This is a genomic window from Pseudomonas sp. JV414 (genome assembly GCF_032424305.1).
Taxonomy (GTDB): Bacteria; Pseudomonadota; Gammaproteobacteria; order Pseudomonadales; family Pseudomonadaceae; genus Aquipseudomonas; species Aquipseudomonas lini.
Window position 1 is genome coordinate 1 of the sequence record NZ_VYKC01000010.1, and the last position, 26081, is coordinate 26081.

14 protein-coding genes, 2 rRNA genes and 1 pseudogene are annotated in these 26081 nt (G+C 59.3%); 11 read left to right on the forward strand and 6 right to left on the reverse strand.

Annotated elements, in window-relative coordinates:
* Together F6R97_RS13715 and F6R97_RS13720 are read left to right on the forward strand one after the other, a co-directional pair.
* Nucleotides 1-6560, forward strand: a pseudogene (locus F6R97_RS13715) (LapA family giant adhesin); the annotation flags it as partial.
* A gap of 147 nt (nucleotides 6561-6707) precedes the next feature.
* The gene (locus F6R97_RS13720) at nucleotides 6708-7046 is read left to right on the forward strand and encodes a hypothetical protein (protein WP_038978371.1); all 339 of its coding nucleotides are present in this window, start codon (nucleotides 6708-6710) and stop codon (nucleotides 7044-7046) included.
* Between the two features lie 155 nt (nucleotides 7047-7201).
* Here F6R97_RS13720 and F6R97_RS13725 read toward each other — a convergent pair whose 3' ends face one another.
* From F6R97_RS13725 to lapG, 3 genes are all read right to left on the reverse strand, one after another.
* Entirely contained in the window at nucleotides 7202-7474 is a 273-nt protein-coding gene (locus tag F6R97_RS13725) for a DUF6124 family protein (RefSeq protein ID WP_409999801.1), read from the reverse strand.
* 468 nt (nucleotides 7475-7942) lie between these two features.
* A complete protein-coding gene (gene lapD / locus F6R97_RS13730) occupies nucleotides 7943-9889 on the reverse strand; it encodes a cyclic di-GMP receptor LapD (RefSeq protein ID WP_050682891.1) in 1947 nt (648 codons plus the stop codon).
* A gap of 14 nt (nucleotides 9890-9903) precedes the next feature.
* Nucleotides 9904-10596: a cysteine protease LapG gene (gene lapG / locus F6R97_RS13735; protein ID WP_315866691.1), complete on the reverse strand. Its 693-nt coding sequence runs from the start codon at nucleotides 10594-10596 to the stop codon at nucleotides 9904-9906.
* Between the two features lie 198 nt (nucleotides 10597-10794).
* Between lapG and F6R97_RS13740 the strand changes: the two genes are divergently transcribed.
* From F6R97_RS13740 to F6R97_RS13760, 5 genes are all read left to right on the forward strand, one after another.
* Nucleotides 10795-11505, forward strand: coding sequence for a GntR family transcriptional regulator (locus F6R97_RS13740; protein ID WP_038978374.1), 711 nt, complete (start codon nucleotides 10795-10797; stop codon nucleotides 11503-11505).
* 753 nt (nucleotides 11506-12258) lie between these two features.
* Nucleotides 12259-13035: a DUF3050 domain-containing protein gene (locus F6R97_RS13745; RefSeq protein WP_315866692.1), complete on the forward strand. Its 777-nt coding sequence runs from the start codon at nucleotides 12259-12261 to the stop codon at nucleotides 13033-13035.
* The gene (locus F6R97_RS13750) at nucleotides 13032-13961 is read left to right on the forward strand and encodes a diiron oxygenase (protein ID WP_315866693.1); all 930 of its coding nucleotides are present in this window, start codon (nucleotides 13032-13034) and stop codon (nucleotides 13959-13961) included. The genes F6R97_RS13745 and F6R97_RS13750 overlap by 4 nt, the downstream gene beginning before the upstream one ends.
* Nucleotides 13962-13974: 13 nt before the next feature.
* The gene (locus F6R97_RS13755) at nucleotides 13975-17391 is read left to right on the forward strand and encodes a non-ribosomal peptide synthetase (protein WP_315866694.1); all 3417 of its coding nucleotides are present in this window, start codon (nucleotides 13975-13977) and stop codon (nucleotides 17389-17391) included.
* A 29-nt stretch (nucleotides 17392-17420) separates the two neighbouring features.
* Nucleotides 17421-17888 carry an SRPBCC family protein gene (locus tag F6R97_RS13760; protein WP_315866695.1) on the forward strand — a complete coding sequence of 156 codons (468 nt, stop codon included), beginning with the start codon at nucleotides 17421-17423 and terminating at the stop codon, nucleotides 17886-17888.
* A 135-nt stretch (nucleotides 17889-18023) separates the two neighbouring features.
* Here the strand turns inward: F6R97_RS13760 and F6R97_RS13765 are convergent, their stop codons facing one another.
* A complete protein-coding gene (locus F6R97_RS13765; protein WP_038978379.1) occupies nucleotides 18024-19904 on the reverse strand; it encodes a methyl-accepting chemotaxis protein in 1881 nt (626 codons plus the stop codon).
* Between the two features lie 303 nt (nucleotides 19905-20207).
* On the opposite strand from F6R97_RS13765, the gene F6R97_RS13770 reads away from it, so the two are divergent.
* From F6R97_RS13770 to F6R97_RS13785, 4 genes are all read left to right on the forward strand, one after another.
* A complete protein-coding gene (locus F6R97_RS13770; protein ID WP_008005709.1) occupies nucleotides 20208-20708 on the forward strand; it encodes a sigma-70 family RNA polymerase sigma factor in 501 nt (166 codons plus the stop codon).
* Nucleotides 20708-21721 carry a FecR domain-containing protein gene (locus F6R97_RS13775; RefSeq protein WP_038978380.1) on the forward strand — a complete coding sequence of 338 codons (1014 nt, stop codon included), beginning with the start codon at nucleotides 20708-20710 and terminating at the stop codon, nucleotides 21719-21721. Before F6R97_RS13770 ends, F6R97_RS13775 begins: the two co-directional genes overlap by 1 nt.
* A gap of 88 nt (nucleotides 21722-21809) precedes the next feature.
* Nucleotides 21810-24311, forward strand: a complete 2502-nt coding sequence (locus tag F6R97_RS13780; protein ID WP_038978381.1) for a TonB-dependent siderophore receptor — start codon at nucleotides 21810-21812, stop codon at nucleotides 24309-24311.
* Nucleotides 24312-24381: 70 nt separating this feature from the next.
* Complete coding sequence (locus F6R97_RS13785) at nucleotides 24382-25578, forward strand: PepSY domain-containing protein (protein ID WP_315866696.1); 1197 nt, start codon at nucleotides 24382-24384, stop codon at nucleotides 25576-25578.
* A gap of 64 nt (nucleotides 25579-25642) precedes the next feature.
* Here F6R97_RS13785 and rrf (F6R97_RS13790) read toward each other — a convergent pair.
* Nucleotides 25643-25758, reverse strand: a 5S ribosomal RNA gene (rrf, locus tag F6R97_RS13790).
* Between the two features lie 107 nt (nucleotides 25759-25865).
* Nucleotides 25866-25981 (reverse strand): 5S ribosomal RNA (rrf, locus tag F6R97_RS13795).
* Nucleotides 25982-26081: the final 100 nt, after the last annotated feature.

Below are 26081 nucleotides of genomic sequence, written 5' to 3' on the forward strand. Positions count from 1 at the left end.
ACTTCACCGCGCCGAACGATGCCCTGACCGGCGGCGGCTCACTGAGCGTCAAGATTCATGATGCCCTGGCCGGCAACTACGAGTAACTGGCAGTCGACAGCAAGTCGGCAGACACCTCGGTGACTGATACCCAGGACACCACCAACCTGTCGCTGACCGCGACCGGCGTCGTGGATGAAGGCGGCCAGATCACCTACACCGCAACCCTGACCAATGCAGCCGGTACACCGGTGACCGTGACGCTCAGCAATGGCGCCGTGATCACCATTGAAGCGGGCAAAATCACCGGTTCCGTGACCGTCGATGCACCGAAGGACGACGTCTATAAAGACGCCGGCACCGTCGAAGCAACCATCCAAGATGCGACTGGTGGCGGCTTCGAGAACCTGGTCACCAGCGACACCCCGGCGGTCACCACCGTCAACGACACCATCGATTCCAGTACCGTTTCACTGACTGCCACTTCGAGCGTCGCCGAAGGCGGGACCGTGGTTTACACGGCATCCGTATCGGCTCCAGTCACCGGTTCGCCGGTGGTTGTCACCCTGTCCAACGGCCAGGTCATCACCATTCCGGTCGGATCGAACAGCGCCAGCGTGAACTTCACCGCGCCGAACGATGCACTGACCGGTGGCGGTTCACTGAGCGTCAAGATCGACGATGCCAAGGGCGGCAACTACGAGAAACTGGAAGTCGACAGCAAGTCGGCAGACACCTCGGTGACTGATACCCAGGACACCACCAACCTGTCGCTGACCGCGACCGGCGTCGTGGATGAAGGCGGCCAGATCACCTACACCGCAACCCTGACCAATGCAGCCGGTACACCGGTGACCGTGACGCTCAGCAATGGCGCCGTGATCACCATTGAAGCGGGCAAAATCACCGGTTCCGTGACCGTCGATGCACCGAAGGACGACGTCTATAAAGACGCCGGCACCGTCGAAGCAACCATCCAAGATGCGACTGGTGGCGGCTTCGAGAACCTGGTCACCAGCGACACCCCGGCGGTCACCACCGTCAACGACACCATCGATACCAGCACCGTTTCGCTGAGTGCCACCGCGAATATCGCCGAGGGCGGCACCGTGGTTTACACCGCGTCCGTGTCCGCACCGGTGACCGGTTCGCCAGTCATTGTGACCCTGTCGAACGGCCAGACCATCACCATCCCGGTCGGCTCGAGCAATGCCAGCGTGAATTTCACTGCACCGAACGATGCCCTGACCGGCGGTACCTCCCTGAGCGTCAAGATCGACGATGCGAAGGGCGGCAACTACGAGAAGCTGGAAGTCGACGGCAAGTCGGCGGACACCTCGGTGACCGATACTGCGGACACCACCACCCTCAGCCTGACCGCTACTGACTCGGTCGCTGAAGGCGGTTCCATCGTTTACACCGCGACCTTGACCAATGCGGCCGGGACTCCGGTCACCGTCACGCTAAGCAACGGCGCGATCATCACCATCGCCGCCGGCGCCACCGCTGGTTCCGTGACTGTCGACGCGCCGAAAGACGACGTCTACAAAGACGCCGGCCAAGTCGAAGTGACCATCAAGGATGCCGCAGGCGGCAACTTCGAAGACCTGGCGACCAGCCCAACAGCTGCGATCACCGACGTCACCGACACCATCGACACCTCGACCGTGAACCTCACGGCGACCAGCGCTGTGGCCGAAGGCGGCACCGTGGTTTACACCGCGTCTGTCAGCGCACCGGTCACCGGCTCGCCAGTGGTCGTCACCCTGTCGAATGGCCAGACCATCACCATCCCGGTCGGCTCGAGCAGCGGTTCTGTAAACTTCGTTGCGCCAAATGATGCCCTCGCTGGAGGCGGCTCGCTGAGCGTCAAGATCGACGATGCCAAAGGCGGCAACTACGAAAAACTGGAAGTCGACGGCAAGTCGGCAGACACCTCGATCACCGATGCTGCGGACACCACCACCCTCAGCCTGAGCGCTACTGACTCGGTCGCTGAAGGTGGGTCGATCGTTTATACCGCGACCCTGACCAACGCCGCCGGGACTCCGGTGAGTGTCACCCTGAGCAACGGCGCGATCATCACCATCGCCGCCGGTGCAACTACCGGTAGCGTGACCGTTGATGCGCCGAAGGATGACGTCTACAAAGACGCCGGCAAGGTTGAAGTCACGATCAAGGACGCCGCAGGCGGCAACTTCGAAAACCTGGCGACCAGCCCAACGGCTGCGATCACCGACGTCACCGACACCATCGACACCTCAACCGTGAACCTCACTGCGACCAGCGCTGTGGCTGAAAGCGGCACCGTGGTTTACACCGCGTCCGTGTCCGCACCGGTGACCGGTTCGCCAGTCATTGTGACCCTGTCGAACGGCCAGACCATCACCATCCCGGTCGGCTCGAGCAGCGGCTCTATCAACTTCACCGCACCAAACGATGCCCTGACTGGTGGTGGTTCGCTGAGCGTCAAGATTGACGATGCCAAGGGCGGTAACTACGAAAAACTGGAAGTCGACGGCAAGTCGGCTGACACCTCGGTTACCGATACCCAGGACACCACCAACCTGTCGCTGACCGCGACCGGCACCGTGGATGAGGGCGGCCAGATCACCTACACCGCGACCCTGACCAATGCGGCCGGCACACCAGTGACTGTCACGCTCAGCAACGGCGCCGTCATCACCATCGAAGCGGGCAAAACCACCGGTTTCGTGACCGTCGATGCGCCAAAAGACGACGTCTACAAAGACGCCGGCACTGTCCAGGCAACCATCTCCACCGCCACCGGTGGCAACTTCGAAAACCTGGTCACCAGCAATACCGCTGCGGTCACGACCGTCACCGACACGATCGACAAAACCGAAGTCAGCATCAGCGGCAGCACCTCGATCACCGAAGGCCAGAACGCCAGCTACACCGTCAACCTGACGCACCCGGCACAGACCGAAGTGACCCTGAAAATCGTCTACAGCGGCACCGCTGCCGACGGTTCGGACTTCACCGGCGTGTACACCGTGAAAATCCCGGTCGGCGCCAGCAGCGCGAGCTTCGACGTCGCGACGCTGGACGACAAGCTCACCGAAGGCACCGAGAACTTCGTGGTCAAGATCGACTCGGCCACTGGCGGTAACTTCGAAAACCTCGCGGTCAGCGCTTCCAACGGCAGCGTCAGCACCTCGATCATCGACAACGATGCCGCGCCGGTTCTCGACCTGGACGCCAACAACTCCAGCGGCGCCACCGGGGCCAACTACAACGTGACCTTCACTGAAGGCACCACTGGCCAGGGCGTCTCGATCGGCGACACCGACCTGAAAATCACCGACCCGGACAGCACGATGCTGACCGGTGCCACCATCGTGCTGACCAACCGTCAGCCGGGTGACGCGCTGAACCTGGGTAACAGCGTCAATGGCATCAGCATCAACGCCAACAGCCAGGACGGCACGGTCACTCTGACCCTGTCGGGCAACGCGACACTGGCCGACTACATGCAGCAGATCAAAAACATCAGCTTCACCAACAGCAGTGAGGACCCGAGCACCGTGCCGCGGATCATCACCGTGACGGTGACCGATGGCAGCAATTACTCCAACACCGCGACCACCACCGTCAACGTAGTGGCTGTGAACGATGCGCCGACCGCCGCACCGGTTAACGTCACCGGCACCGAAGACACCCCGCTGATCCTCGGCTGGTCGACCTTCGGCGTCAGCGATGTCGACAGCCCTGCTGCCAACCTGGGGGTGAAAATCACTCAGTTGCCGGGCGAAGGAAAATTGCAGTACCTGGACGGTGCGACCTGGAAAGACGTGGCGACCAACCAGACCTTCAGCAAGGCCGACATCGACGCCGGCAAGTTGCGCTTCACGCCAGATGCCAACGAATCGGGTGTCGATGGCTACGGCGGCACCGGCGTGGGCAACAAACAGGCGGACTACGCGCAGATCAAGTTCCAGCCAACCGACGGTCAACTGCTGGGCAACACCGGCACGGTGAAAATCGACATCACGCCGGTTGCCGATGCGCCCTCCCTGAGCGTGGCGGACAACAGCGTCAAGTCCACCGGCCTGACCAAGGAAGTCTGGACCGGTCTGTCGGGCCTCGGCACCGATGGCAACGGCGCAGCTTCCGGCACGCTGAAATCGGTCATCGACGGCGCGGGTACACCGAACTCCAGCGGCACCGTGACCAACGTTCAGTCCGACGGCAGTGTCACGGCTGGCACGGCCTCGAAAACGTCCGGCCTGATCTACCTCGAAGCGGGCAAGACGTACACCTTCAGCGGTACCGGTGACGACAGCCTGTTGGTGACCATCGGCGGTAAAAACGTGGCCGCAATCACTTGGGGTGCGGGCGGTAACCTGAACGGTTCGTTCACCCCGACCACCAGCGGTTATTACACCCTGGACATTTACCACCATAACCAGAAGGGCCCGGGCGGCTATGACGTCAACCTGTCGGTCAACGGCGGTGCACCGGTCGACCTCAGCAGTGCCGGCGTGCCGCTGTACACCGGCGTGGCGGATCTGGCGGCGTCTGGCGTGACAGTGTCCGACCTGCACGGCACCAATGGCGAAGGCTACTACGACGGCTACAAACTCAACGAAGGCGCCGAAGGCACCAGCGTTCACTTGTCCGCGATCAAAACGGCACTGACCGACACCGACGGCTCCGAAAGCCTGAGCGTGAAGATCAGCGGCATACCGGCGGGCTCGGTGCTCACCGATGGCGCGGGCCACTCCTTCACCGCCAGCACGACCAATGGCGAAGCCAACGTCACCGGCTGGAACCTCGGCACGCTGACCGTTACTCCGCCGCCGTACTACAACGGCCAGTTCACCCTGACCGTGACATCGACATCCACCGAAGCCCATGGCGGTTCGGCACCGAGCACCGCGCAGATCCCGGTCACCGTGTATCCGTCGGTCTATAACGCGGTGACCGCCACTGCCGCCGACGACACCATCACCGGCACCGATGGCAATGACATCATGGTCGCCGACATCGGTGGGCTGACCGTGGTGCCGGGCACCAACTACAACATCGCGTTCATGGTCGATAGCTCGGGCAGCATGAGCGCTTCTTCGATCAACGCCGCCAAGGATTCGCTGACCGCGGTGTTCAACACCCTCAAGCAAAGCATGGGCGGTAACTCCGGGACTGTGAACATCTTCCTGGTGGACTTCGATAACCAGGTCAACAAGTCGGTGTCGGTAAACCTGAACGATCCGAATGCGCTGACTTTGCTCAAATCCGTTCTGGATTCAATGTCGTCCGGCGGTGGCACCAACTACGAGGACGTGTTCAAAACCACGGCCAACTGGTTCCAGAGTGCCGACGCCATTGCCAACACCGGCGCGAAGAACCTCACGTACTTCATCACCGATGGCAAGCCGACCTACTACCAGAGCGGCGAGCAAACCAACCCGAACTTGTTCGGCAACGTGAGGCTCGATGACGTCATCACCACCACCAATTACAAATTGGGACAGACCTATTCCGGCTACCTGGACAGCACTCATTACCTGACCATCGACAGCGGCGGCACAGTCACGCTGCAGACTTACAAAAACCAATGGGGCGGTCACTGGAGCAGTTCCGAGCTGGGCACCCTCCGCGCCGAGGGCAACGGCACCTACGAACTGTCCTATCGCGATGGCAATGGCAGCAGCACCGGCTCCAACGCCATCGACAACTCTACTGACAGTTTCGCACTGCTGAACAACGTGTCGACAGTAGAAGCGATCGGCCTGAACAAGGACGTCACCCTTGGCGACCTCAAGCCGTACGACTCGGATCAAACGCCACAAACCAACATCGACCCGAAAGACCTGGCCAACTCGATCATCGGCCATACCGAAGCGACGATGCCGGGTGCCGACACGGTCAATGGCGGTGACGGCAACGACCTCCTGTTCGGCGATCTGGTGAGCTTCAACGGCGTTGCCGGTGAGGGTTATCAGGCCATGCAGGCGTTCGTGGCCCAACAGACCGGCGTCGACGCCAGCAAAGTCACCACCAGCAACGTGCACCAGTACATCACCGAGCACTACACCGAGTTCGACGTATCTGGCGCTCACGATGGTAACGACACGCTGCTGGGTGGCGCGGGCAATGACATTCTCTTCGGCCAGGGTGGCAACGACCTCCTCGACGGCGGCAAGGGCAATGACATCCTGCTCGGTGGCAGCGGCAATGACTCGTTGATCGGCGGTCAAGGCAACGACATTCTGATTGGCGGTTCGGGTGCCGACACCTTCATCTGGAAGGCTGGCGACACCGGTAGCGACGTGATCAAAGACTTCAAGGCCAGCGAAGGTGACCGCATCGACCTGCGTGATTTGTTGCAGGGCGAAACCGGCAGCACCATCGATAACTTCCTGAAGATCACCACCGTGGACGGTGTGTCGTCCCTGCAAGTCAGCTCTGGCGGCAAGTTCAACGGCGCCGACGCTGCAGCGGCCACTCCGGACGTGACGATCAAACTGGAAGGTAACAATTGGTCCAGCGCCAGCATCAACTCGTTGATTGCCGGCAGTGACCCGACCATCAAGGTCGATCACAACAACAGCTGATCTGTAGGCTGACGGCCGCCGAAACCGGGCGGCCGTCACGTTTGCGTCCACCTCACGGGTGACGATTTGGTCGTCGCACCGCATACTCGCCTGCGTTGGCCTATGCTGCTGACAGCACGACGCTGGTCCATTTCCGAGGGATGCTCAATGTTTTACGTGCAACGCGATGCGCAAGGTCAGTTAGTGCGCGTGGAAGCCACGGCCTACGCCGAAGCCACGGAAACGCTGCCGGCCGACAACCATGAAATCCAGGCCTGGTTTGCCCATGAAGTGGTTGAAACCAGCCTCAAGCAGCTCAAGCAGAGCGACCTGGAAATGATCCGGGTACTCGACGACTTGATTCAGGTATTGACCCAAAAAGGCGTGATCCGCGTCACCGACCTGCCGCCGGCCGCGCAGGCCAAGCTGATGGACCGGACCCAGGCCCGTGAAGCGTTGGGCGGGTTGAGCCAGTTAATCGATGATGATGAGACGGGGTTGATCTAACGCCCGCCTTCATTGTTGTTTGTGCTGACGCCTTCGCGGGCAAGCCTCGCTCCTACAGGATTTGTGTCGTACCGCAATCACGTGAACGAATGCAACTCTGTAGGAGCGAGGCTTGCCCGCGAAGGCGATCTTCAACTCATCACCGTTCTAACCTGCTAAACCTCGGCCCGAGTCTGCATCTGCGGCGATTCAAGGTGATCCAGCGCCCGTTCCACCAGTAAATGAACCCCATCGGCCATTCGGCTGAGCGCCAGGGCTATTGAGCGCCGTGAACCTTCCACATCATCCGCCAGGTCGGCGGCGATGGCGCTGATAGACAGCAAGTCTTCGGAGGCATTGGCCAGAAGGGCTTCGGTGTCGATGTCGGGGGAGACGGTGAAGAGGCGTCCTTTGCGGGGCTCAGGCGGATTTGGAGTTACTTTGAACATGGTGTGCTCTCTTTGATTACAAGGAGGCTGACCTAATGTTCGCTTGCACGCGAATTAAGGTGGCAGCTATGTGCGGGGTGCAAGACCGAGTAGACCACACCAAAACCTCGGCAGACCCGAAGGTCTCCCGCACACAGCCGCCATAAAGCAATCACAACAAGCATGAAAAATGCCTGATGAATGGCCAGAGGCAGTGTTTGGATGTGGGTTTTACCCGGACTTGCACGTCCGTGTCACCGATTATTCGGTGACAAAGCCAGACTAGCCTTGGATTTCAGCCGGAACAAGTTCACCAACACCGCTACAACTTGAAGGAAATCTCCTAGGACTTTGCTACCGGAATAATCGGTGTCCGCACGGGCGCCATCGCGGGCAAGCCCGCTCCCACAGGGGGCGGAGGTGAACGCAGGATTGTGGTACCACACAAATCCTGTGGGAGCGGGCTTGCCCGCGATGACGGCATCAGCCTCACCGCCAAGGCTTCGGCTCACCAAAGAGTTGCCCCTGAACCCCATACAACCCCATCTCACGAATCACCGCCAATTCCCCTTCGGTCTCGACCCGCTCAGCAATCAATGGCAAATCAATGCTATGCGCCGCCCGCTGAATCGCCTCGATGAACAGACGCTTGTCGCTCTCCTGATCAATCGCCCGGATGTAACTGCCGTCGATCTTCAGATACGCCAACCCCAGCCGCGCCAAATTGCCGATCATGCTGAAACGCCCACCAAAACGCTGCAGGCTCAGCGAAAATCCAAGCTCGCGCAAACGCCGCGTCAGCTGTTCCAGCACCGCTTGCTCAGGCAATTGTTCTTCGCCGATTTCCAGGGTCAGTCGCTCGCCGAGATTCGAATGCTGACGCAGGATGTCGAACACTGTGTTCAGCGCCTGCGGATCCGCCAGTGTCGCCGAAGACAGGTTCAGCGCCAGCGACTCTTCGTGGTCGGCCATCTGCTCGAGCACCCGTTCCAGCATCAACCGGTCCAGCCGCGCGGTCCAGCCGAAACGCTCGAGCCAGGGCAGGAAACGCCCGGCGGGAATGGTCTGGTCCTGCTCGTCGAGCAGGCGCGACAGCACTTTGTAATGCAGCACCACCTGCGTGTCGTGGCTGGCCACCACCGGCTGGAAGTACAGCTCGAAACGCTGCTGATCCAACGCCTGATCCAGCAATGTGTGCCAGGCATGATGATCGTCGCCAACCCGGGCAGGTGCGCCCTGATCAAGGCACGCCCAACTCGGCTCGCCCTGACTTTCCGCCTGGGCCAGTGCCTGATCCGCCAACCCGATCACCGCTTGCGGCAAGTCGCCATGGGCAAACGGCGCCAGCCCGATCGAAGCCACCGAAGCCACGTCCGTGGCGCCCGTTGCATGCAGGCTCGCCAGAGCACTGTCGAGATTGCTCGCCAGTTGCAGCGCTTCTTCGCGCACCAGCCCCGGTGCCAGCACGGCGAATTCACCGCCACGAATGCGCGTGACGAGGTTCTGGGTTTCCGGGTACTTGGCGCACTCACGGGACAACTGCTCGCCCACCGCTTTCAACAATTCATCGGTACGCTGACCACCCAGTCGCTGGTTCAGCCCGGCCAAATCCTTCACCCGCAACAACAGCAAATAGCCGGAGCTGGCCTGCTCAGGATTGCTCACTCGGGCGTTCAATTGCATTTCGAAATAACGCCGGTTGGCCAGGCCAGTCAGGTTGTCCTGATAGGATTCGGCCCGCAGTTTTTCACTGCGTTCGGCCTGCTCCTGGAACAGCGCCTTGAGCTTCTCGACCATCTGGTTCATCGCCTGCACCACCCGGCGCAGTTCCGGGGTGCGTGGCAGTTCCGGCAGGCTGAGGAATTCGCGGCGAGCAATGGCATGGGATTGCTTGACCATGTAATCCAGCGGCTTCAGTTGCCGGCGCAGCAACAGCGCGCCCAGCACTGCACTCACTGCGCCGCAGATCAGTAACCAGCCGAGGCTGCCCAACGCGCTCTGCCACAACTTGGCCAACGCGAACATCGGATGGCTGACCACCTCGACCCGCGCGGCCTGCTCCCAGCCACGGCTGACAAGGGCGTCGCCACCGGCCGGTTCCAGGCCGATCAGGTTGACGAACCAGTCCGGCACGTTGGTAACTGCCGGGATGCCGCTGCGCTCGACAATCGTCTTGTCGTTGGCCAGATCGACCACACGGATGCTCGCGTAATAACCGCTGTCGAAAATCGAACTGACCAGCAACTCGACCATCGCCGGGTCGTCGATGTTCGGCGTCAGGGACAACGCCAACGCTGTCGCGGCGTCTTGGGCATGGGAGCGCAACTGGTTGACGTACTGGGTACGCGAGCTTTCCAGACTGACCATGAAGCTGCCGGTGAAGGCGACCACCAGGAACAGACAGATAGCGATCAACAGCTGTTTGAACAAAGACATCTGAGCGCGTGCTCCTAGTTAGTCGTCTCGACCGGGAAACCTTCGGCCTGCATTTTCTTCAACACACCCTGCCAGCGGGACAGGCGTTTGGTGTCTCCAACCTTTTTGTTGCCCTTGGCACCCGGCAACCACAACCCTTCGGCATTGAAAGAGTAGACCGGCAGCAAGTCGGTTCGCTGGCTGGCAGGCTTGATCGCGTCGATCAGGCTGTCGAGCACCAAAGGCATGGCCTCGGGGCTCGAGTAATAGGTCAGCACCATGTGCGCACGGTTCAGGCGCAAAGCCTTGACGTAGGTGATGCGCAGCTTGTCACTGGAGACACCGAGATGGCGCAGGCTGAAATACTTGGCGATAGCGTAGTCTTCGCAATCACCGGCGCCTTTCCACAAGGCTTCGATCGGCGTTTCCCAATAATCGACCTCGTGCCACAGGTCGATGTCTTCTTCATAACGCATCTGCTTGTTGAAGAACCGGTTAACCACGTTGAGCTGTTCCAGCTCGCCAATCTGCTTTTGCGTGGCCAGCAACTGCTGCCAGGCATCGATGCGCTGCTGCCCTTCACCCAAAGGTCCGTACAATGCCTGCGCGCGGCGACTGATCAGCGAAAAATCCCAGTCGGCATGCAGCCCGCCCAGCATGACGCCGGCCAGCAGCAGTGCGCAGCCTAGCCAGCGCAAAGTCCGAGGGATCGCGAAACGTACCGCCAATGCGAGGCATCCAGGGTAGGCAGGTGGAAGTCGGGTGATGGTGCAGGTTAGCCCGGTAAAAGACAATGGCACGGTGAGATCACCGTCGGCACGCTAGACTTTAAGGTAATGCGATCCTTTGCCTGTTTGACAACCAGTCAAGCAGTCACTAGTGTCCATTTGGATCCAAGTATTTCAGCCAAACAGGGTGCGTTTGTTGTGACACAGAAGCCCAACCCTCTCAGCAGTATCAAGGTCAATGGACCGATTCCCGCCCACCTGGCACGTTCGGTGATCGAAGAAACCCTACGCGCGGCGATTCTCGACGGTCGCATTCCTTGCGGCATTGCCCTGCGTCAACAAGACCTCGCCGACCTGTTCGGCGTCAGCCGCATGCCGGTGCGCGAAGCCTTGCGCCAGCTCGAAGCGCAATCGCTGCTCAACGTGATCGCCCATAAAGGTGCTGTGGTTGCACCGTTGGTCCAAGGCGACGCGGCAGAAACCTATGAGCTGCGAATTTTGCTGGAGTCCGAAGCCCTGCGTCGGTCGATCCCTCTGCTTGAAGCCGCTGATTTCGAACAGGCAGCGCGCTATATCGACGAGCTGGAAACGGAACACGATTACACCGAGATCGGCCGTCTCAATCGCCTGTTCCACATGGCGCTTTACAACAAGGCTCCCAACCAGCGGTTGCTCAGACTCGTCGAAGACGGGTTGAACGAAGAGGAGCGCTTCCTGCGCTTCAACCTGGAAGCCATGGGCCTGGGCAAACTGTCCCAGGAAGATCACCGAGCGTTATTGCGCGCCGCCGAAGAGCGGGACATCGAGCGCTCGGTGACGTTGCTCGAAAACCACCTCAACCGGGGTGTCGAAGTCATCACGCGCTACCTCGAAAGCGCTGAACCGCAGCGCAGGAAAACCTCGAAGTAATCCGCAACGACAGTCCCGAGCGAGCCCAATAAGCGGCTCGCTTTCGCTTGCCGCGACATTGAGCTGATCCGCACCTGGATTACTCGACGAACAAATCTGCTTACAAATCCCCCTTTCGTTCACACCGGACCGGTGTGCAGCGACTTCCTGCCCCCGCCCCAAAGCTCTTGCCCCCTTAAACCCGACAATTGCACCTATCAGATCATGCAGGGGTGATAGCGACTGCCGTGAATTACGCTCACTCTTGAGCTGCCAACGAATAATGACGGACGACGCATCGCACCACGGAGCAGTCGACGCATCAAGAACCTACGGAAGGAGTCTTGCCACGGGAAAGGAAGAACCGGCGTCATTCCCAGCCAACTTCCACCCCCTCAGATCACATTAACGAACCCAGTAAAAAGTTGCTTTGAGTGAGGCATTCACTCTTTATTTAAATTTTGGCCCATATAAGCTGAAAGGAGCAACTACGCCCAAATAAAACTTAATGCAAAAGTTTTATTGGAACTTGTCGCACCCGAGAAAGTTAAACTTTAAATTAATTAAAAAATGACTTGCCGGGCACTTTATTCGTGTATTAGTTTTTCTCCGCTGCCCACAAACACTGGGCGCCACGTACTACTTAGTGATTACACACCTGAAAAACATCAATTCAATTGAGGCCCCTGTTCGCCAATAAGAAACTTCAAGCAACCGTCACTTATTGATAAACACCACCCTCAACGGTATTCAAGATCACTTATAGGCTCGTTCATGAAACCGACTAAAGATCGTCTCAATCAGAAAAAAGCAGAACTTAGTGCGCACCCGATCTTCTCTGAAATACATTCGTTATCGGTCCTTCAACGTTTCATGGAAACCCATGTGTTTGCGGTGTGGGATTTCATGTCGCTGACCAAGCGCCTGCAACAGGAACTGACCTGCGTTCAACTGCCCTGGCTGCCTCCGCGAGATCCTCAGGCTGCGCGGTTGATCAACGAAATCGTGCTCGGTGAAGAGTCTGATGATCGTCCCGCCCAAGGTCACTACAGCCATTTCGAGTTGTACCTGGATGCGATGCGCGAAGTCGGTGCCAGCACGGCCGCCGTCGAACGCTTCGTGGCGCTGCAAAAAGAAGGCGTGAGCTATGACGTGGCACTGCAAAGCGTGGACGTCGACCCGGCGGCCGCGCAGTTCGTGCGCCACACCTTGCACACCGCGTTGCATGCGCCGGGGCACAGTGTGGCGGCGGCGTTTCTGCATGGCCGCGAGAGTGTGATTCCGCAGATGTTCCAGCGGATTCTCGACGACTGGGGTATCGGCATCGAACAGGCGCCGACCTTCCGTTACTACCTGGAACGGCACATCGAAGTCGATTCCGAAGACCACGGCCCGGCGGCGGAAAGACTCCTCGCCCGCCTGGTCGATGGCGATCCACAGCGCGAAGAAGACGTCTACGCCAGCGCCATTGCCGCCGTGGAAAGCCGCATCGCCCTGTGGGACGGTTTGCGCCTGAGCATGAGCGAACCGGTGGCGGAGGTGAACGCATGAACGCCGCCGACTACCAATCCTTCGCCGATGCCTGGGAGAGCCGCGCGACCATTCGCACCCGTCCCCGGCGCGTACTGGAAAACGACGACAAACTGATCTATCCGCTGAGCCGTCAGCCGCTGGTGCTGAGTGAAACCTTCCTGCGCGAATGCCCGGAACAACGGGACTTTGCCTTGGTGCAGACGCTCTACAAATTCATCAACGACGTGGTGATTTTCGAAACCGAGATCGTCGACAAGACCGCCCGCAGCATCGCCAAGAACCGCTTCAGCGTGGCGTTCCCGTTTGCCTGTCGCTACGACGCCATGACCGTGGTGGTGGACGAGGATTATCACGCGCTGGTGGCCATGGATTTCATGCAGCAAACCGTCGCCATGACCGGTATCACGCCGATCGGGCTGCCGGATGAAATCGAACTGAGCCGTGCCATCCCGGCGGCCGTGGCACTCGCACCGGAACACCTGCGCAGCGCCGTGGAGCTGATCTGCGTGGCCATCGCCGAGAACACCGTGACCGGCGATGTCGCGGCGTTCGCCAAGGACGACACGGTCAAGCAGTCGATCAAGGGCCTGATGGCCGACCACTTGCTCGACGAGGGCCGTCACTCCGGGTTCTGGGCGCGCTTGGTACGTATCTATTGGCACACCGCGAGCGAAGACGATCGCCAGTGCATCGCGCAAATCCTCCCGGTGTTCATCGGTCATTACCTGACCAACGACATCCAGAAGTCCTTCGACTTCCGCTTGATCGACGCCTTGCAGATCAGTGATGTGGCGCGTCGGGCACTCAAGAGCGAAGTGTCGGGGCTGGCCTTCCCGATCAATCGCCATCACCCGCTGGTCGCCAACATCGTGCGGTTTTTCCGCAGCAGTTCGCTGCTCGATTCACCGTGCGTGCAAAGCACCCTGAGCGACTACCTGGTTTAACGAGGAGAACATCATGAGACGTCTCGATATTTTGCTCATTGGGCAAAGCCAGGCCCTGACCGACCTGGCGCTGGAACTCGAACAACACGGTCATTCACTGGCGCGGCTGGCGAATCTGGAGGCGCTGCCGCCAAGCACGTTTGATTTGCTGATCGACGATGCGAGCCTGCCGTTTCAGCACTTCGGCGATGCACCACGCCTGACGCTGCAGCTGGGTATCGGCATACCGGGCGTCTCTGGCCTGCCTGCATTGGACCTGTTGTGCACGTACAACTCGATGCACCCAAGTCGCGTGCCAGTCGCCGAAGAACTGTCCGGTAACGGCCAGGCATTGCGCCTGCGAGGGGTGGCCGAACTGGTCGATCACGTGGCGTTGCTGGTCAGCCGCTTCTCCCGGGATGCCGATTATTTCTTGCAGGCAGAACCGATGGCTTCCGCGCACTTCGAGCAGGTGGAAAATCTGCTGTTTTTAGAGCGTCTGGCCTACGTCCATCAGCTCAACACCACGGCGGAACCATGGCTGCTGCAACTCGGCCAGATCCCGATGATCGAGCGTCTTGAACAGCGCTTCATCCAGTCTGCCGAGCGGCCAGCGCTGAACATCGCCGGCATTTCGCTGAGCTATCGGCAATTGCACGCCCACAGCCGCGCCATCCAGCAGCGTTTGCAACCATTGCTCGATCAGCATCAAGGACCGTTGGTGGTCGGGATCTGCCTGCCAAAATGCAGCGCGTTGTATGCGGGAATTCTGGCGGTCCTGGGCAGCGGCGCGGTGTACTTGCCGCTGGAGCCAAGCCATCCGCTGCAACGTCAGCAGTACATTCTGCAAAACGCCGGGGCGGTGTTGTTGCTGCATGACGGAGAACATCCGCTCAGCGAGACGATGCCGGGGCTGGACATCAGCCGCATCGACATCGGCGATGTGAATCTCGATCAACCCTTGATGCGCCAACGACCTGATCTCGACGCGCCGTGCATGGCGCTCTATACCTCGGGCACCACGGGCCACCCCAAAGGTGTGTTGCTCAGCCAGGCCAACCTCGCGCACTTCACCGCGTGGTACGCCGACTACGTGCAGCTGACCGAACAGAGTCGGGCGTTGCAGTTTTCATCGTTGAGTTTCGACTCATCGCTGATCGATATTTTCCCGACACTGCTTCAGGGCGCCGAGCTGATCGTGCCCAACGAAGACCAACGTCGAGATCCGTTGCAACTGGTCGAGCTGATCCGCCACCAACGACTCAGCCATGCCTTTTTGCCGCCGGCGCTGTTGAGCATCCTGCCGCTGGATCAGTTGCAAATCCTCGATCATGTGATGACCGGTGGTGATGTCTGCGAACCTTATGTGATCGAGCAACTGACCCGCCAAGGCAATCTCTACAACCTCTACGGCCCGACCGAAGCCACGGTGCTGATCACCGCGCGGCAGCTGTGCACCGGCGACAACAACCGGACCCTCGGTGCACCGATTGCCAACAGTCAGGTGCTGATCCTCGATGAGGACTTTCAACCGGTGGCCGAGCAAACCGTCGGTGAGTTGTACATCGTCGGCCCAGGGGTATGTCTGGGTTACCTGAACAACCCGCAGCAGACGGCCGAACGTTATCTGAACCTGAACCTGCCGAACGGCCAGAGCTTGCGCGCGTATCGCACTGGCGACATGGCCAAATGGACCTGCGACGGTATCGAGCTGTGCGGACGGCGAGACAATCAGGTGAAGATTCGCGGCTTTCGGGTCGAGCCGGAAGAGATCGAACGCTGCCTTCGCGACAGTCAGCTGTACCGTCAGGTGGCGGTGGTTATCGATCGTCATCGACGGATTCTGGCCTTTCTCGCGCAGCCTCAGGAAGAGCGACCCGGTGCTGCTCGCGAAGCCTTGAAAGCCCACGCGATGCAGTTTCTGCCGGACTACATGCAGCCGACCGCATGGACCGAACTGGGGAGCATGCCGTTCGCCAGCAATGGCAAGGTCGACCGCAAAGCGCTGCTGGAACTGCCCGTCAACGTGACCGAAAACAGCCAACGGCGTTTGCCAGCCAGCGCTGATGAAGCGCTATTGCTGGAGATCTGGGCCGAACTGCTGGAACTGCCCGCCAGCGATATTTCCACCGATGAAAGCTTCTTCAATCTCGGCGGGCACTCGATCCTGCTGTCGCGCATGTTGCTGCGTTTGCGTGAGGAATTCGGCCGCAGCATCTCGATCAACCGCTTCATCGAGCTGCCGACAATTGCAAAGCTGGCGACCTTGGTCCGCGGCTCCGGGACCGAAGAAGTGCTGAGCGAAAAAGCCCTGGCCGATGCCTTCCGGGAACTGAATATCCATCCGTTGCCGGTCAGCCGAATGGGCGATGTGCACAAGGTGATCGTCACCGGCGCCAACAGCTTTGTCGGTGTTCATATCGTCGAAGCGCTGCTGGCCTGGGGCGCCAGCGAAGTAGCGTGCCTGGTGCGCGATGGCGGCGGGCAATCGGCGGCGCAACGCTTTGCTCAGGCGTTGCGGGAGAACCGTCTGGAGCATCTGGACCTGAGCCGGGTGCGGGTTTACGCGGCGGACATCACTCGTCCGCAACTGGGGCTCAGCGAAGATGTTTACGCACGGCTGGATCGCGAGTTCGGCGCATTGGTGCACAACGCCGCCAACGTCAATCACGTCCTCGATTACGAGTCGTTGGCGCGGGACAACGTCGAGCCGATTTTCGAGTGCCTGCGTTTGTGTGAAGGGCACAGCAAAAAGATCTTCAACTTCGTCTCGACGCTCTCGGCGTCCAGCACGATTTCCGACGATGGCCGGGTCCTGGAATTGCCCGCCGCGCAAACACCGCCGATCTACATCAAGAACGGCTACAACCTGTCCAAATGGGTCGGCGAGCGGATCCTCGAACGAGCGCGGGAGCGTGGGGTGCGGGTCAATCTTTATCGCCCCGGCAACATCAGTTTCAACAGCCTCACCGGTGTCTGCCAGCCTCACAAGAATCGCTTGATGCTGATGCTCAAGGGCTCGATCCAGCTCGGCCAGGTGCCGGAGTTCGCGCTGAATTTCGACCTGATGCCGGTGGATTTCCTCGCCCGTTTCATTGCCTTCCACGCCAGCCGTTACCAAGCCGAAAAAGCGGTGTTCAACCTGCACAACCCCGAGCCCCTGAGCTGGGATTGCTACGTGGCGTCATTTCGCGAGGCTGGTCGGGAGTTCGCCATGGTCAGCGTCGCCGACTGGCAGCAGCAACTGGGTCGCGTCGACAGTGATAACGCGCTGTTTGGCGTGCTGGGCTTCTACCTCAACGGCTTCGAAGAAGACATCGGCGACATCTCGATGATCGGCCATGACAACGCCCAGGCCGGCGTACGGCAGATGGGCGCGCACTACCCGGAAAAATCCCCGGCGCTGCTGCGACGCGGCTGCGATTACCTCAAAGAAATCAACTTCATCTGATTCACCCTAACCCTGCACGGAGCAAAACCATGAATACTCTGCAACCCGATACCCTGATCAAAAACCCTCACGGCTGCCACGTCGTGTCTTCGGTGGAAGTACCGGCCGATGCGACGCAAGTCTGGGCGGTAGTCGGTAACTTTGCCGGCTTCGATCAATTCATTCCGGCGCTGTCGCACATCGAGATGACCGGTGAAGGCGTGTCGTCGCTGCGCAAGAAGTTCTTCAAGGACGGCAACCTGGTGGTCGAGCAACTCAACTCCCGGGACGACCAGGCGCTGAACATGACCTGGACGACGATCTACAACACGCTGGGCGTGGCCAATTTGTGGGCGGCGATGAGTGTTGAATCCTTGGGGGCGAGCAAGTCGCGGGCGACCTGGACCATCATCGCCGAACCGGCCCAGGGCGGTGCAGAGGCACTGCCGGGGTTCAAGGATTTCGTTCAGGGGTTTGCCGATGATGCGATGGGGAATGTGTTGAAGCTGTTTGTGTAAAGCTTCGTTCCAGCGGTGACTGATCTACCGCTATCGCGGGCAAGCCCGCTCCCACATGGTTTGTGTCTTACACACATCCCCTGTGGGAGCGGGCTTGCCCGCGATTGAACGATAACGCGGTTCAACTGACCTTGATCAAATCTTGAAGCTATCAACCAGTTGCTTCAACCGATTGGCCTGCTGGGACAACGCATCGCAATCCTTCAATGTTTCATTGAGGTTGGCCACGCTCTGCTGGTTCAACAGGTTGATCTGGTTGACGTCGACGTTGAGGGTCTCAACCACGGCAGTCTGCTCTTCGGTCGCCGCGGCCACCGATTGGTTCATGCCGTCGATTTCGCCGATGCGCTGAGTCACGCTGACCAGGCGCAGGCCGGCCTGGTTCGCCACTTCGACGCTCTGCTCGCTGGAAACCTGACTGGCATTCATGGTGGTCACCGCTTCGCGAGAACCGATCTGCAGCGAGCTGATCATCTTGTGGATCTCTTCCGCCGATTCCTGAGTGCGATGAGCAAGGTTACGCACCTCGTCCGCCACCACCGCAAAACCACGACCGGCCTCACCGGCACGGGCCGCTTCGATGGCCGCGTTGAGCGCCAGCAAATTGGTCTGCTGGGAGATGCCTTTGATCACATCGAGAATGTGGCCGATGTTGTCGGTGCTCGCGTTCAGGGTTTCGATCTGCGTGCAGGACAGGCTGATCTTCTGCGACAGCTCAGTCATGGCCAGGATGGTTTTTTCCACCACCTGCCGACCGTCATCAGCCTGCTCGCTCGCGCCGCTGGCGTGTTGCGAAGCATCGGCGGCGTTGCGGGCAATTTCCTGGGTGGCGGCGCCCAATTGGTTGATCGCCGCGGCCACGCTATTGGTGCGGGCACTTTGTTCGTCGGAGCCAATGATCGAAGCGTTGGACGATGCCATTACCCGTTGCGACAGATCATGAACCTGACGGGTCGCCGAGGACACTTCGGAAATCGACGCGTGAATCCGCTCCACGAATTGGTTGAATGAACCGCCCAACTCGCCGAACTCATCTTTGCTTTCTACGACCAGGCGACGGGTCAGGTCGCCCTCGCCCTGAGCGATGTCCTGCATCGCACGACCCATCGTGGTCAGCGGACGCATCAGCACGTTGATCAGCAGACTCAGCAGCACTGCAATGGCGGTCACGGCGATAAACATCGCGATCAGCGCCGAGGTGCGGAACTGGCTCAGTGGTGCATAGGCCTTGGCCTTGTCGATCGACAAACCGATGTACCACTCGGCATTCGGCAAACCACTCACCGGCGTGAACGAGAGAATGCGGTCCTGCTTGTTCAGTTCTACTTCCTGGATGCCTTTCCCGATTCGGACGCTGGAACCCGGATAGATGTCTTTCAGGTTCTTCATCACCTGATCCTTGTCCGGGCTGACGATCACCTGACCGTCGGCGCTGACGAGGAACGCGTGACCGATGCCACCGAAGTCCACCGAGTTGATGATCTTCACCAGAGTTTCCAGACTCAGGTCGCCGCCGACGACGCCCAGCAGTTCGCCTTGCTTTTTCACCGGCATGGCGATGGTCACCACCAACCCGCCGACCGATGCCATGTAAGGCGGGGTCAGCATGGTCTTGTCGGCGACCACGGCTTGTTTGTACCAAGGGCGCTGACGCGGATCGTAGCCGTCCGGCATCTTCGCGTCAGGGCGCTGGGTGAACACACCATTGGCCTGCCCGACGTAGGTGAACTGGAAGTTCGAGGTGAGGGCGGGTTGATCGACCAGCCCCGGCAAATCGGCATTGGCGCCTTGATGAGCGACGTTCTGCGCGAGGTTTTCCAGGACCAGCACGCGGCCGCTCATCCAGTTCTGCACGCTGCTGGCGGTCAGCTCGCCGGATTGCTCAACGGAAGACTCGAGGTTTTGTCGGATGGTGTTTCGCTGCAGATAGTCGTTGTACAAAGTGAACAACGCAAAAGCCAGCACCACGACGCCTGAAGCGGCCAGCAGGATTTTATGGCTGAACTTTAGATTCATTTCATGGGACTTCTTATGCAAAAAATGGGGATGCGTTCCGGGTTGCAACATTCCATGTAACAGCGCAGACGGCATTCTGTAGCCGCTCTACTTTGGTGCGCGCATGTCTCACCAAGGCTGTCGGCACGAGTGGGAGAAATCTTAGGGATTTGTACGAAACCCGTCAGATACCCGCCGAACGGCATGCTAGAGCCCCCCGAGTAGCAGTGTTTACTGACGATTGCTCGAACGGCAGTTGCAAATTTTTCGACCCTTGATGACAATGCGACTAATTATCATTTGTGACGTCGGGCTGTCGCGTTCATGTCTTCACCTGAGTTTGCAGTACAGGCGCTTTACAGCAGTCATCACGGTTGGCTCAACACGTGGCTGCGTGCGCGATTGGGCAATGCGGCCGATGCGGCGGATCTGGCTCAGGACACGTTCGTCCGTCTGTTGCAAAGAACCGAACGCCTGGAACTCAAGGCCCCCCGCGCCTTTCTGCGAACCATCGCCCGCGGCCTGGTGATCGACCATTGGCGCCGTGAGGAAATCGAGCGGGCGTACCTGGAAACCATCGCCCATTTGCCCGAGGCCGAAACCCCGAGCGCCGAGGCACGGGCATTGGTGCTCGAATTGCTGGAAAGCATCGCCCGCATGCTTGAAGGCCTGAAGCCGAAAGTGCGTCAGGCATTTCTACTGGCCCAGTGCGAAGGACTTACCCACAAGCAGATCGCCGAACATATGGGATTATCCCTACGCTCAGTGGAACGTTATGTGGCCGATGCGCTGTATCACTGCTACGTGCTGCGGTATGAAGCGTGATGCCTGTGGATAACTCAGCGCTGAACCGCCGTGGCGAGCCCCATCAGCAGGTGGTTAAACAAGCTATCCATTGGTTGCTGCGTCTGCGTAACAACGCGACCAATTCCAGACTACGCCAGCAATGCGACGTTTGGCGCGCGGAACACCGTGAGCATGAACTGGCCTGGCAACGGGTGCAGTCCCTGCAAGCCGAGTTGAGCAGTAATTTGCGCGCGGTGCCTGGCGCTCAAGTCGCTTTCAACACTTTGGAAAACAGTGCAAAGGGACTCGGGCGGCGCCAGGCGTTGAAGCTGTTGTCGGGAGCATTGCTGATGGGTTCGGCGGCGTGGCTGGGCAAGGATGCGGTCGGCTGGCAACAGTGGACCGCCGACTTCGCCACCGCCACGGGTGAGCGACGCAGTTTCCAGTTACCGGATGGCACCCGCCTGGAGCTCAATACCGCCAGCGCAGTGGATCTGGACTACACCGTGCAGCAGCGCCTGATCAAACTGACTCGCGGCGAAATCATCGTGACGTGCGGTGGGGCAAGTGAAGGGGTTTCGTTTGATCGACCGTTGCGAGTGCAAAGCCGTCACGGCGTGTTCGAAAGTGTGGCGGCGCGCTTCATCGTTCGTCAGGACACCGACTGCACGCGGCTGAGCGTCACCAGCGGCACGGTCGCGATCCGTTCGCCACGGGCGGCTGATGGCCTGCCGATTCAGGTGCAGGCCGGGCAGAGTTATCTGATCGATCACAGTCGCGCACAGTTGGCACCGCCTCAAGACATGGATGCCGGCGCTTGGGTCGACGGCCTGATCGTCACCCGCAACATGCGCCTCGGGGATTTCATTAATGAAGTCGGACGTTACCGTCCCGGCTATCTGACCTGCGCGGCGGACATTGCCCACTTGCGGCTGTCCGGGGTTTTCCGCCTCGAAGACACCGACAAACTGCTGGCCATCCTGCCGCACACCCTGCCAGTGCAACTGCGCTATCGCACTCGCTGGTGGGTGACGCTGGAGCGACAGGCCTGAATTATTTTTGGCGGGTTTTCCGAACAAGTCCGGCTTAGTCAGTAAGCACTTCAACTCTGCCTTCAGCGACTTCCTACGGAAACCTACAATGACTGTGCGCGCCATCAGTAAGAACCCTCTCCATTTCGCCGCGGAATCAGGCGTCTTGCGCCACGCCATCCGCGCGGCGCTGTTCTCGACCGCATTGGGTGTCGGCCTGCTGCCGACACTTGGCGTTGCAGCCCAGGGCAGCGAAGCCACTAGCCACCGCTACAACATTGCCGCCGGCCCCTTGAGCGACGTGCTCAACCAATTCGCCCGTCAGGCGGGCATCACGCTGTCGACGACTCCGGCTCAAACCCAGAGCCTCCAGTCGCCGGGATTACAGGGCGACTATTCGGCGGATCAGGCGTTGAGTCATTTGCTCAACGGCACAGGGCTTGTGGCCGTCAGTCAGGATGGCAGCAGCTATGTGCTGCGGCCCGTCGCTGAAACCGAAGCCCTGGCGCTACCCACCACCGACATCAAAGGCTTCGCCCTGGGTAACGCGCTGGGCAGCATGGATGGCTACAACGCAACGCACAGCCAGATCGCCACCAAGACCAGTACCGCGCTGCTGGAAACCTCGCAAAGCGTGTCCGTGGTGACCCGCGAGCAAATGGACGACCAAGGCTCGCAAACCGTGTCCCAGGCGATGCGCTACACCCCGGGCGTGCTGACCAACCCTTACGGCGCGACCCACCGGTATGACTACGTGGCGATGCGCGGTTTCAACGACGGCTCGGTGGATAACATTTATCTCGACGGCCTCAAATCCATGGGCGACAGCGGCACCTACAGCACCATGCAGGTGGACCCGTATTTCCTCGAACGAGTCGATATTCTCAAAGGTCCGTCGTCGGTGCTCTATGGTCGCAGCTCGCCGGGCGGGCTGGTGGCGTTGACCAGCAAGAAACCGTTGTATGAGCCCTATCATCAGGTTCAGGCCACGGTGGGCACCCAAGGCCAGCGCGGCATGGGTTTCGACTTCAGCGGGCCGGTGGATGATGACAAGCGCATTGCCTATCGCCTGACAGGGTTGGCGGATCAGTCCGACACACAGTTCGACCACAATAAGGAAAAGCGCTTCGCCCTGGCGCCGACGGTGAGCATCGATTTCACCGAAGATACCTCGTTGGCGCTGCAAGCCTATCTGCAACACGACCCCGACGGCGGCTATCACGGCGGTGTCCCGGCCGACGGCACGATCCATCAGCGCAATGGCAATCGGATCTCTCCAAACTTCTTCGAAGGCGAGCCGGGCATTGATAGTTTCCAGCGTGATCAACAGTCCTTTGGTTATCAGTTCGAACACCGCTTCAACGACGTCTTCACCGCGCGGCAGAACTTCCGCTATCTAGATTCCAAGGTGAAGATCGATCAGGTTTACGCCTATGGCTGGACCACACCCACCAGTAACGAGTTGAACCGCTATTACACCGGCGGCGACGAAAAGCTCCACGCGTTCATCGTCGATAACATGCTGCAAGCCGAGTTCTTCACCGGCGCGACCAAACACACCGTGCTGATGGGCGCGGACTATCAGCGCCGCAAGACGGTGGTCGACTGGACCAGTGGCGGTCTTGCGCCGATCGATGCGTTCAATCCGGTGTACGGCAATTCGGCCATCGATTTCTACAGCCCGACCAGCTATCTGCGCCGCCTGGAACAGACCGGCGTCTACCTGCAAGACCTGATCGAGATGGATAAGTGGCGCTTCTCTTTGGGCCTTCGTCAGGACTGGGTTGAAACCTCCGATGAAAATCGGCTGGCTGAAGCTGGACGCCCTGTAGGCACGGAGATCAGTGACAAACGCACCAAGCTGACGGGTCGAGCCGGGGCGTTGTACCTGTTCGATAACGGCATCGCGCCGTACATCAGCTACTCCGAGTCGTTCAACCCGAACTCCTACGCCGACAGCGCCGGCAATCCTCTGGCACCGACCGATGGCACCCAGTGGGAAGTGGGCCTGAAATACCAGCCGCCAGGCACCGACAACTTGTTTACAGCGTCGCTATTCCGTATCGATCAGGAAAACCTGGCGACCAAACTGCCGCAGGAAAACTTCTATCGCGCTGTAGGCGCCGTCCGCTCCCAGGGTCTGGAACTGGAAGCGCACATGCAGCTGACCGATAACCTGAAAGTCCTCGGCAGCTACACCTTCACCGACATCGAGTATTCGAAGTCGATGATCAGTACGTTGAGCACCGACACCGACGTGATCGAGAACAAGGGCAACTCGCCGACTCAGGCGCCACGTCATATGGCCTCGTTGTGGGCGGACTACAAGTTCGACAGCGCAGCACTTGATGGCCTGCGCCTGGGCGGCGGCGTGCGTTATGTCGGCTACAGCTGGGCCGATGCGGAAAACACCCTGAAGGTGCCGTCCTATACGCTGTTCGATGCGTCTGTCGGTTATGACCTGGGCAAAGTGGGTTTGAAGGGCGTGGACGTACGTCTGAATGCGAACAACCTGACCAACGAGTCCTACGTGGCCTCCTGTGCCAGCCTGAACTTCTGCTACCTGGGTGAAGAGCGTAACGTCGCCGCTACCGTGAGCTACCAGTTCTAACGACTTGTTATCCAAAAAAGCCAGCACCTGAATCCAGGGGCTGGCTTTGTCGTCTCTGCAGGAAAATTCCATGCGTGCATTTCTGGTTTTACTTCATCGCTACATCGGTCTCGCGACCGCGCTGTTTTTGCTGATGGCCGGGCTTACGGGCAGCATTCTGGCGTTCAATCATGAGCTGGATGAGTGGCTCAATCCGGAGTTTTATTCAGCGTCTGCCGACGGTCAGCGTTTGCCGCCCGGCACTTTGGTCGACAAGCTGCAAGCGGAGCATCCGAGGCTACAAGTCTGGTACATGGAGTACCCGTCAGAACCGGGTCATACCGCATTGCTGGCTGCGGTACCACGCAATGACCCTGCGACCGGAAAACCTTTTGCCGAGCCCAATCAGGTGTTCTATCTGGACCCGGTCAATGGCGAGCAGAAAGGGCTGCGGTTCTGGGGAGAATGCTGCTTTCAGCGGGAGAACTTCATCCCGTTCATTCTTGAGTTCCACTACAACCTGGTTCTGCCGAATAACTGGGGATTGTTGTTAATGGGGCTGGTCGCGATCGCCTGGGTTGTCGATTGTTTCATCGCGCTTTGGCTGACGCTTCCACGTGGGAAACCGTTCTGGAAGAAGTGGTCGACGGCTTGGAAGATCAAAGGCGGGCATGCCTACCGGCTGAATTTTGACCTGCATCGGGCCGGTGGCTTGTGGCTTTGGTTATTGCTGCTGCCGATTGCGGTCAGCAGTGTCGCCATGAACCTGCCGAGCCAGGTCTTCAAGCCTGCGGTTTCACTGTTTTCACCGATTGAGCCGAGCGTCTATGAGGCCCGCGGGCGTATGCCTGCCGGAGAATTGGGGGTTACGCGGCTGAGTTATCAACAGGCTTATGAACGTGCATTGCAGGAAGGGCAAAGGCTGGGGCTGACAGCTGCGATCGGGGAGTTGTATTACAGCTTTGAGTACAACTTTTATGGGGCAGGGTTTGGGCAACATGATACCGAGGCCCATGGAAAGTCCTGGCTGTTCTTCCATGGCACGGACGGGCGTTTACTGGGACAGGAGATCGCAGGGCAAGGCACCCTGGGAGAGCGTTTTTATCGGCTGCAATTGCCGATACACGGAGGGCGAATCATTGGGCTCACCGGGCAAGTGATGATCGCGGTGTTGGGTATTTTGATAGCAGTATTGTCGGGGACGGGAATCTATATCTGGTGGCGCAAGTTGCTGGCTCGAAGGAGTAGCAAGGCACGTAAGAGCGAGATGTGCCCCATACCGGATTGAGGTTTCTATAGCCCAGAAAGACAAACCCCTGTCTGCATAAGCAGACAGGGGTTTCGGAATTCAATCTTGACGATGACCTACTCTCACATGGGGAAACCCCACACTACCATCGGCGATGCATCGTTTCACTGCTGAGTTCGGGATGGGATCAGGTGGTTCCAATGCTCTATGGTCGTCAAGAAACTCTGTGACCAGCCCGTTACAGCGGTAACGTGCCAGCAAAATCGGTGACTTCTACTAAAACAAAACCCCTACCTGCATACGCAGATAGGGGTTTCGGAATTTAATCTTGACGATGACCTACTCTCACATGGGGAAACCCCACACTACCATCGGCGATGCATCGTTTCACTGCTGAGTTCGGGATGGGATCAGGTGGTTCCAATGCTCTATGGTCGTCAAGAAATTCGGTAGCCAGCTCGTTTGCCTTACGGCTCACGCTCCAGCGAATGGGTATGTGATAGATCTGGTGTTTCGTGAGTGTCACAAACTTTCGGTTCGTT

Bases quoted from the DNA above. Each gene is read 5' to 3' on its own strand.
- F6R97_RS13760 (WP_315866695.1), top strand. From the start codon at position 17,421: ATGAATACTCTGCAACCCGATACCCTGATCAAAAACCCTCACGGCTGC.
- F6R97_RS13780 (WP_038978381.1), top strand. From the start codon at position 21,810: ATGACTGTGCGCGCCATCAGTAAGAACCCTCTCCATTTCGCCGCGGAA.
- F6R97_RS13770 (WP_008005709.1), top strand. From the start codon at position 20,208: ATGTCTTCACCTGAGTTTGCAGTACAGGCGCTTTACAGCAGTCATCAC.
- F6R97_RS13750 (WP_315866693.1), top strand. From the start codon at position 13,032: ATGAACGCCGCCGACTACCAATCCTTCGCCGATGCCTGGGAGAGCCGC.
- F6R97_RS13755 (WP_315866694.1), top strand. From the start codon at position 13,975: ATGAGACGTCTCGATATTTTGCTCATTGGGCAAAGCCAGGCCCTGACC.
- lapD (WP_050682891.1), bottom strand. From the start codon at position 9,889: ATGTCTTTGTTCAAACAGCTGTTGATCGCTATCTGTCTGTTCCTGGTG.
- F6R97_RS13725 (WP_409999801.1), bottom strand. From the start codon at position 7,474: ATGTTCAAAGTAACTCCAAATCCGCCTGAGCCCCGCAAAGGACGCCTC.
- F6R97_RS13765 (WP_038978379.1), bottom strand. From the start codon at position 19,904: ATGAATCTAAAGTTCAGCCATAAAATCCTGCTGGCCGCTTCAGGCGTC.
- F6R97_RS13785 (WP_315866696.1), top strand. From the start codon at position 24,382: ATGCGTGCATTTCTGGTTTTACTTCATCGCTACATCGGTCTCGCGACC.
- F6R97_RS13745 (WP_315866692.1), top strand. From the start codon at position 12,259: ATGAAACCGACTAAAGATCGTCTCAATCAGAAAAAAGCAGAACTTAGT.
- F6R97_RS13720 (WP_038978371.1), top strand. From the start codon at position 6,708: ATGTTTTACGTGCAACGCGATGCGCAAGGTCAGTTAGTGCGCGTGGAA.
- F6R97_RS13775 (WP_038978380.1), top strand. From the start codon at position 20,708: ATGCCTGTGGATAACTCAGCGCTGAACCGCCGTGGCGAGCCCCATCAG.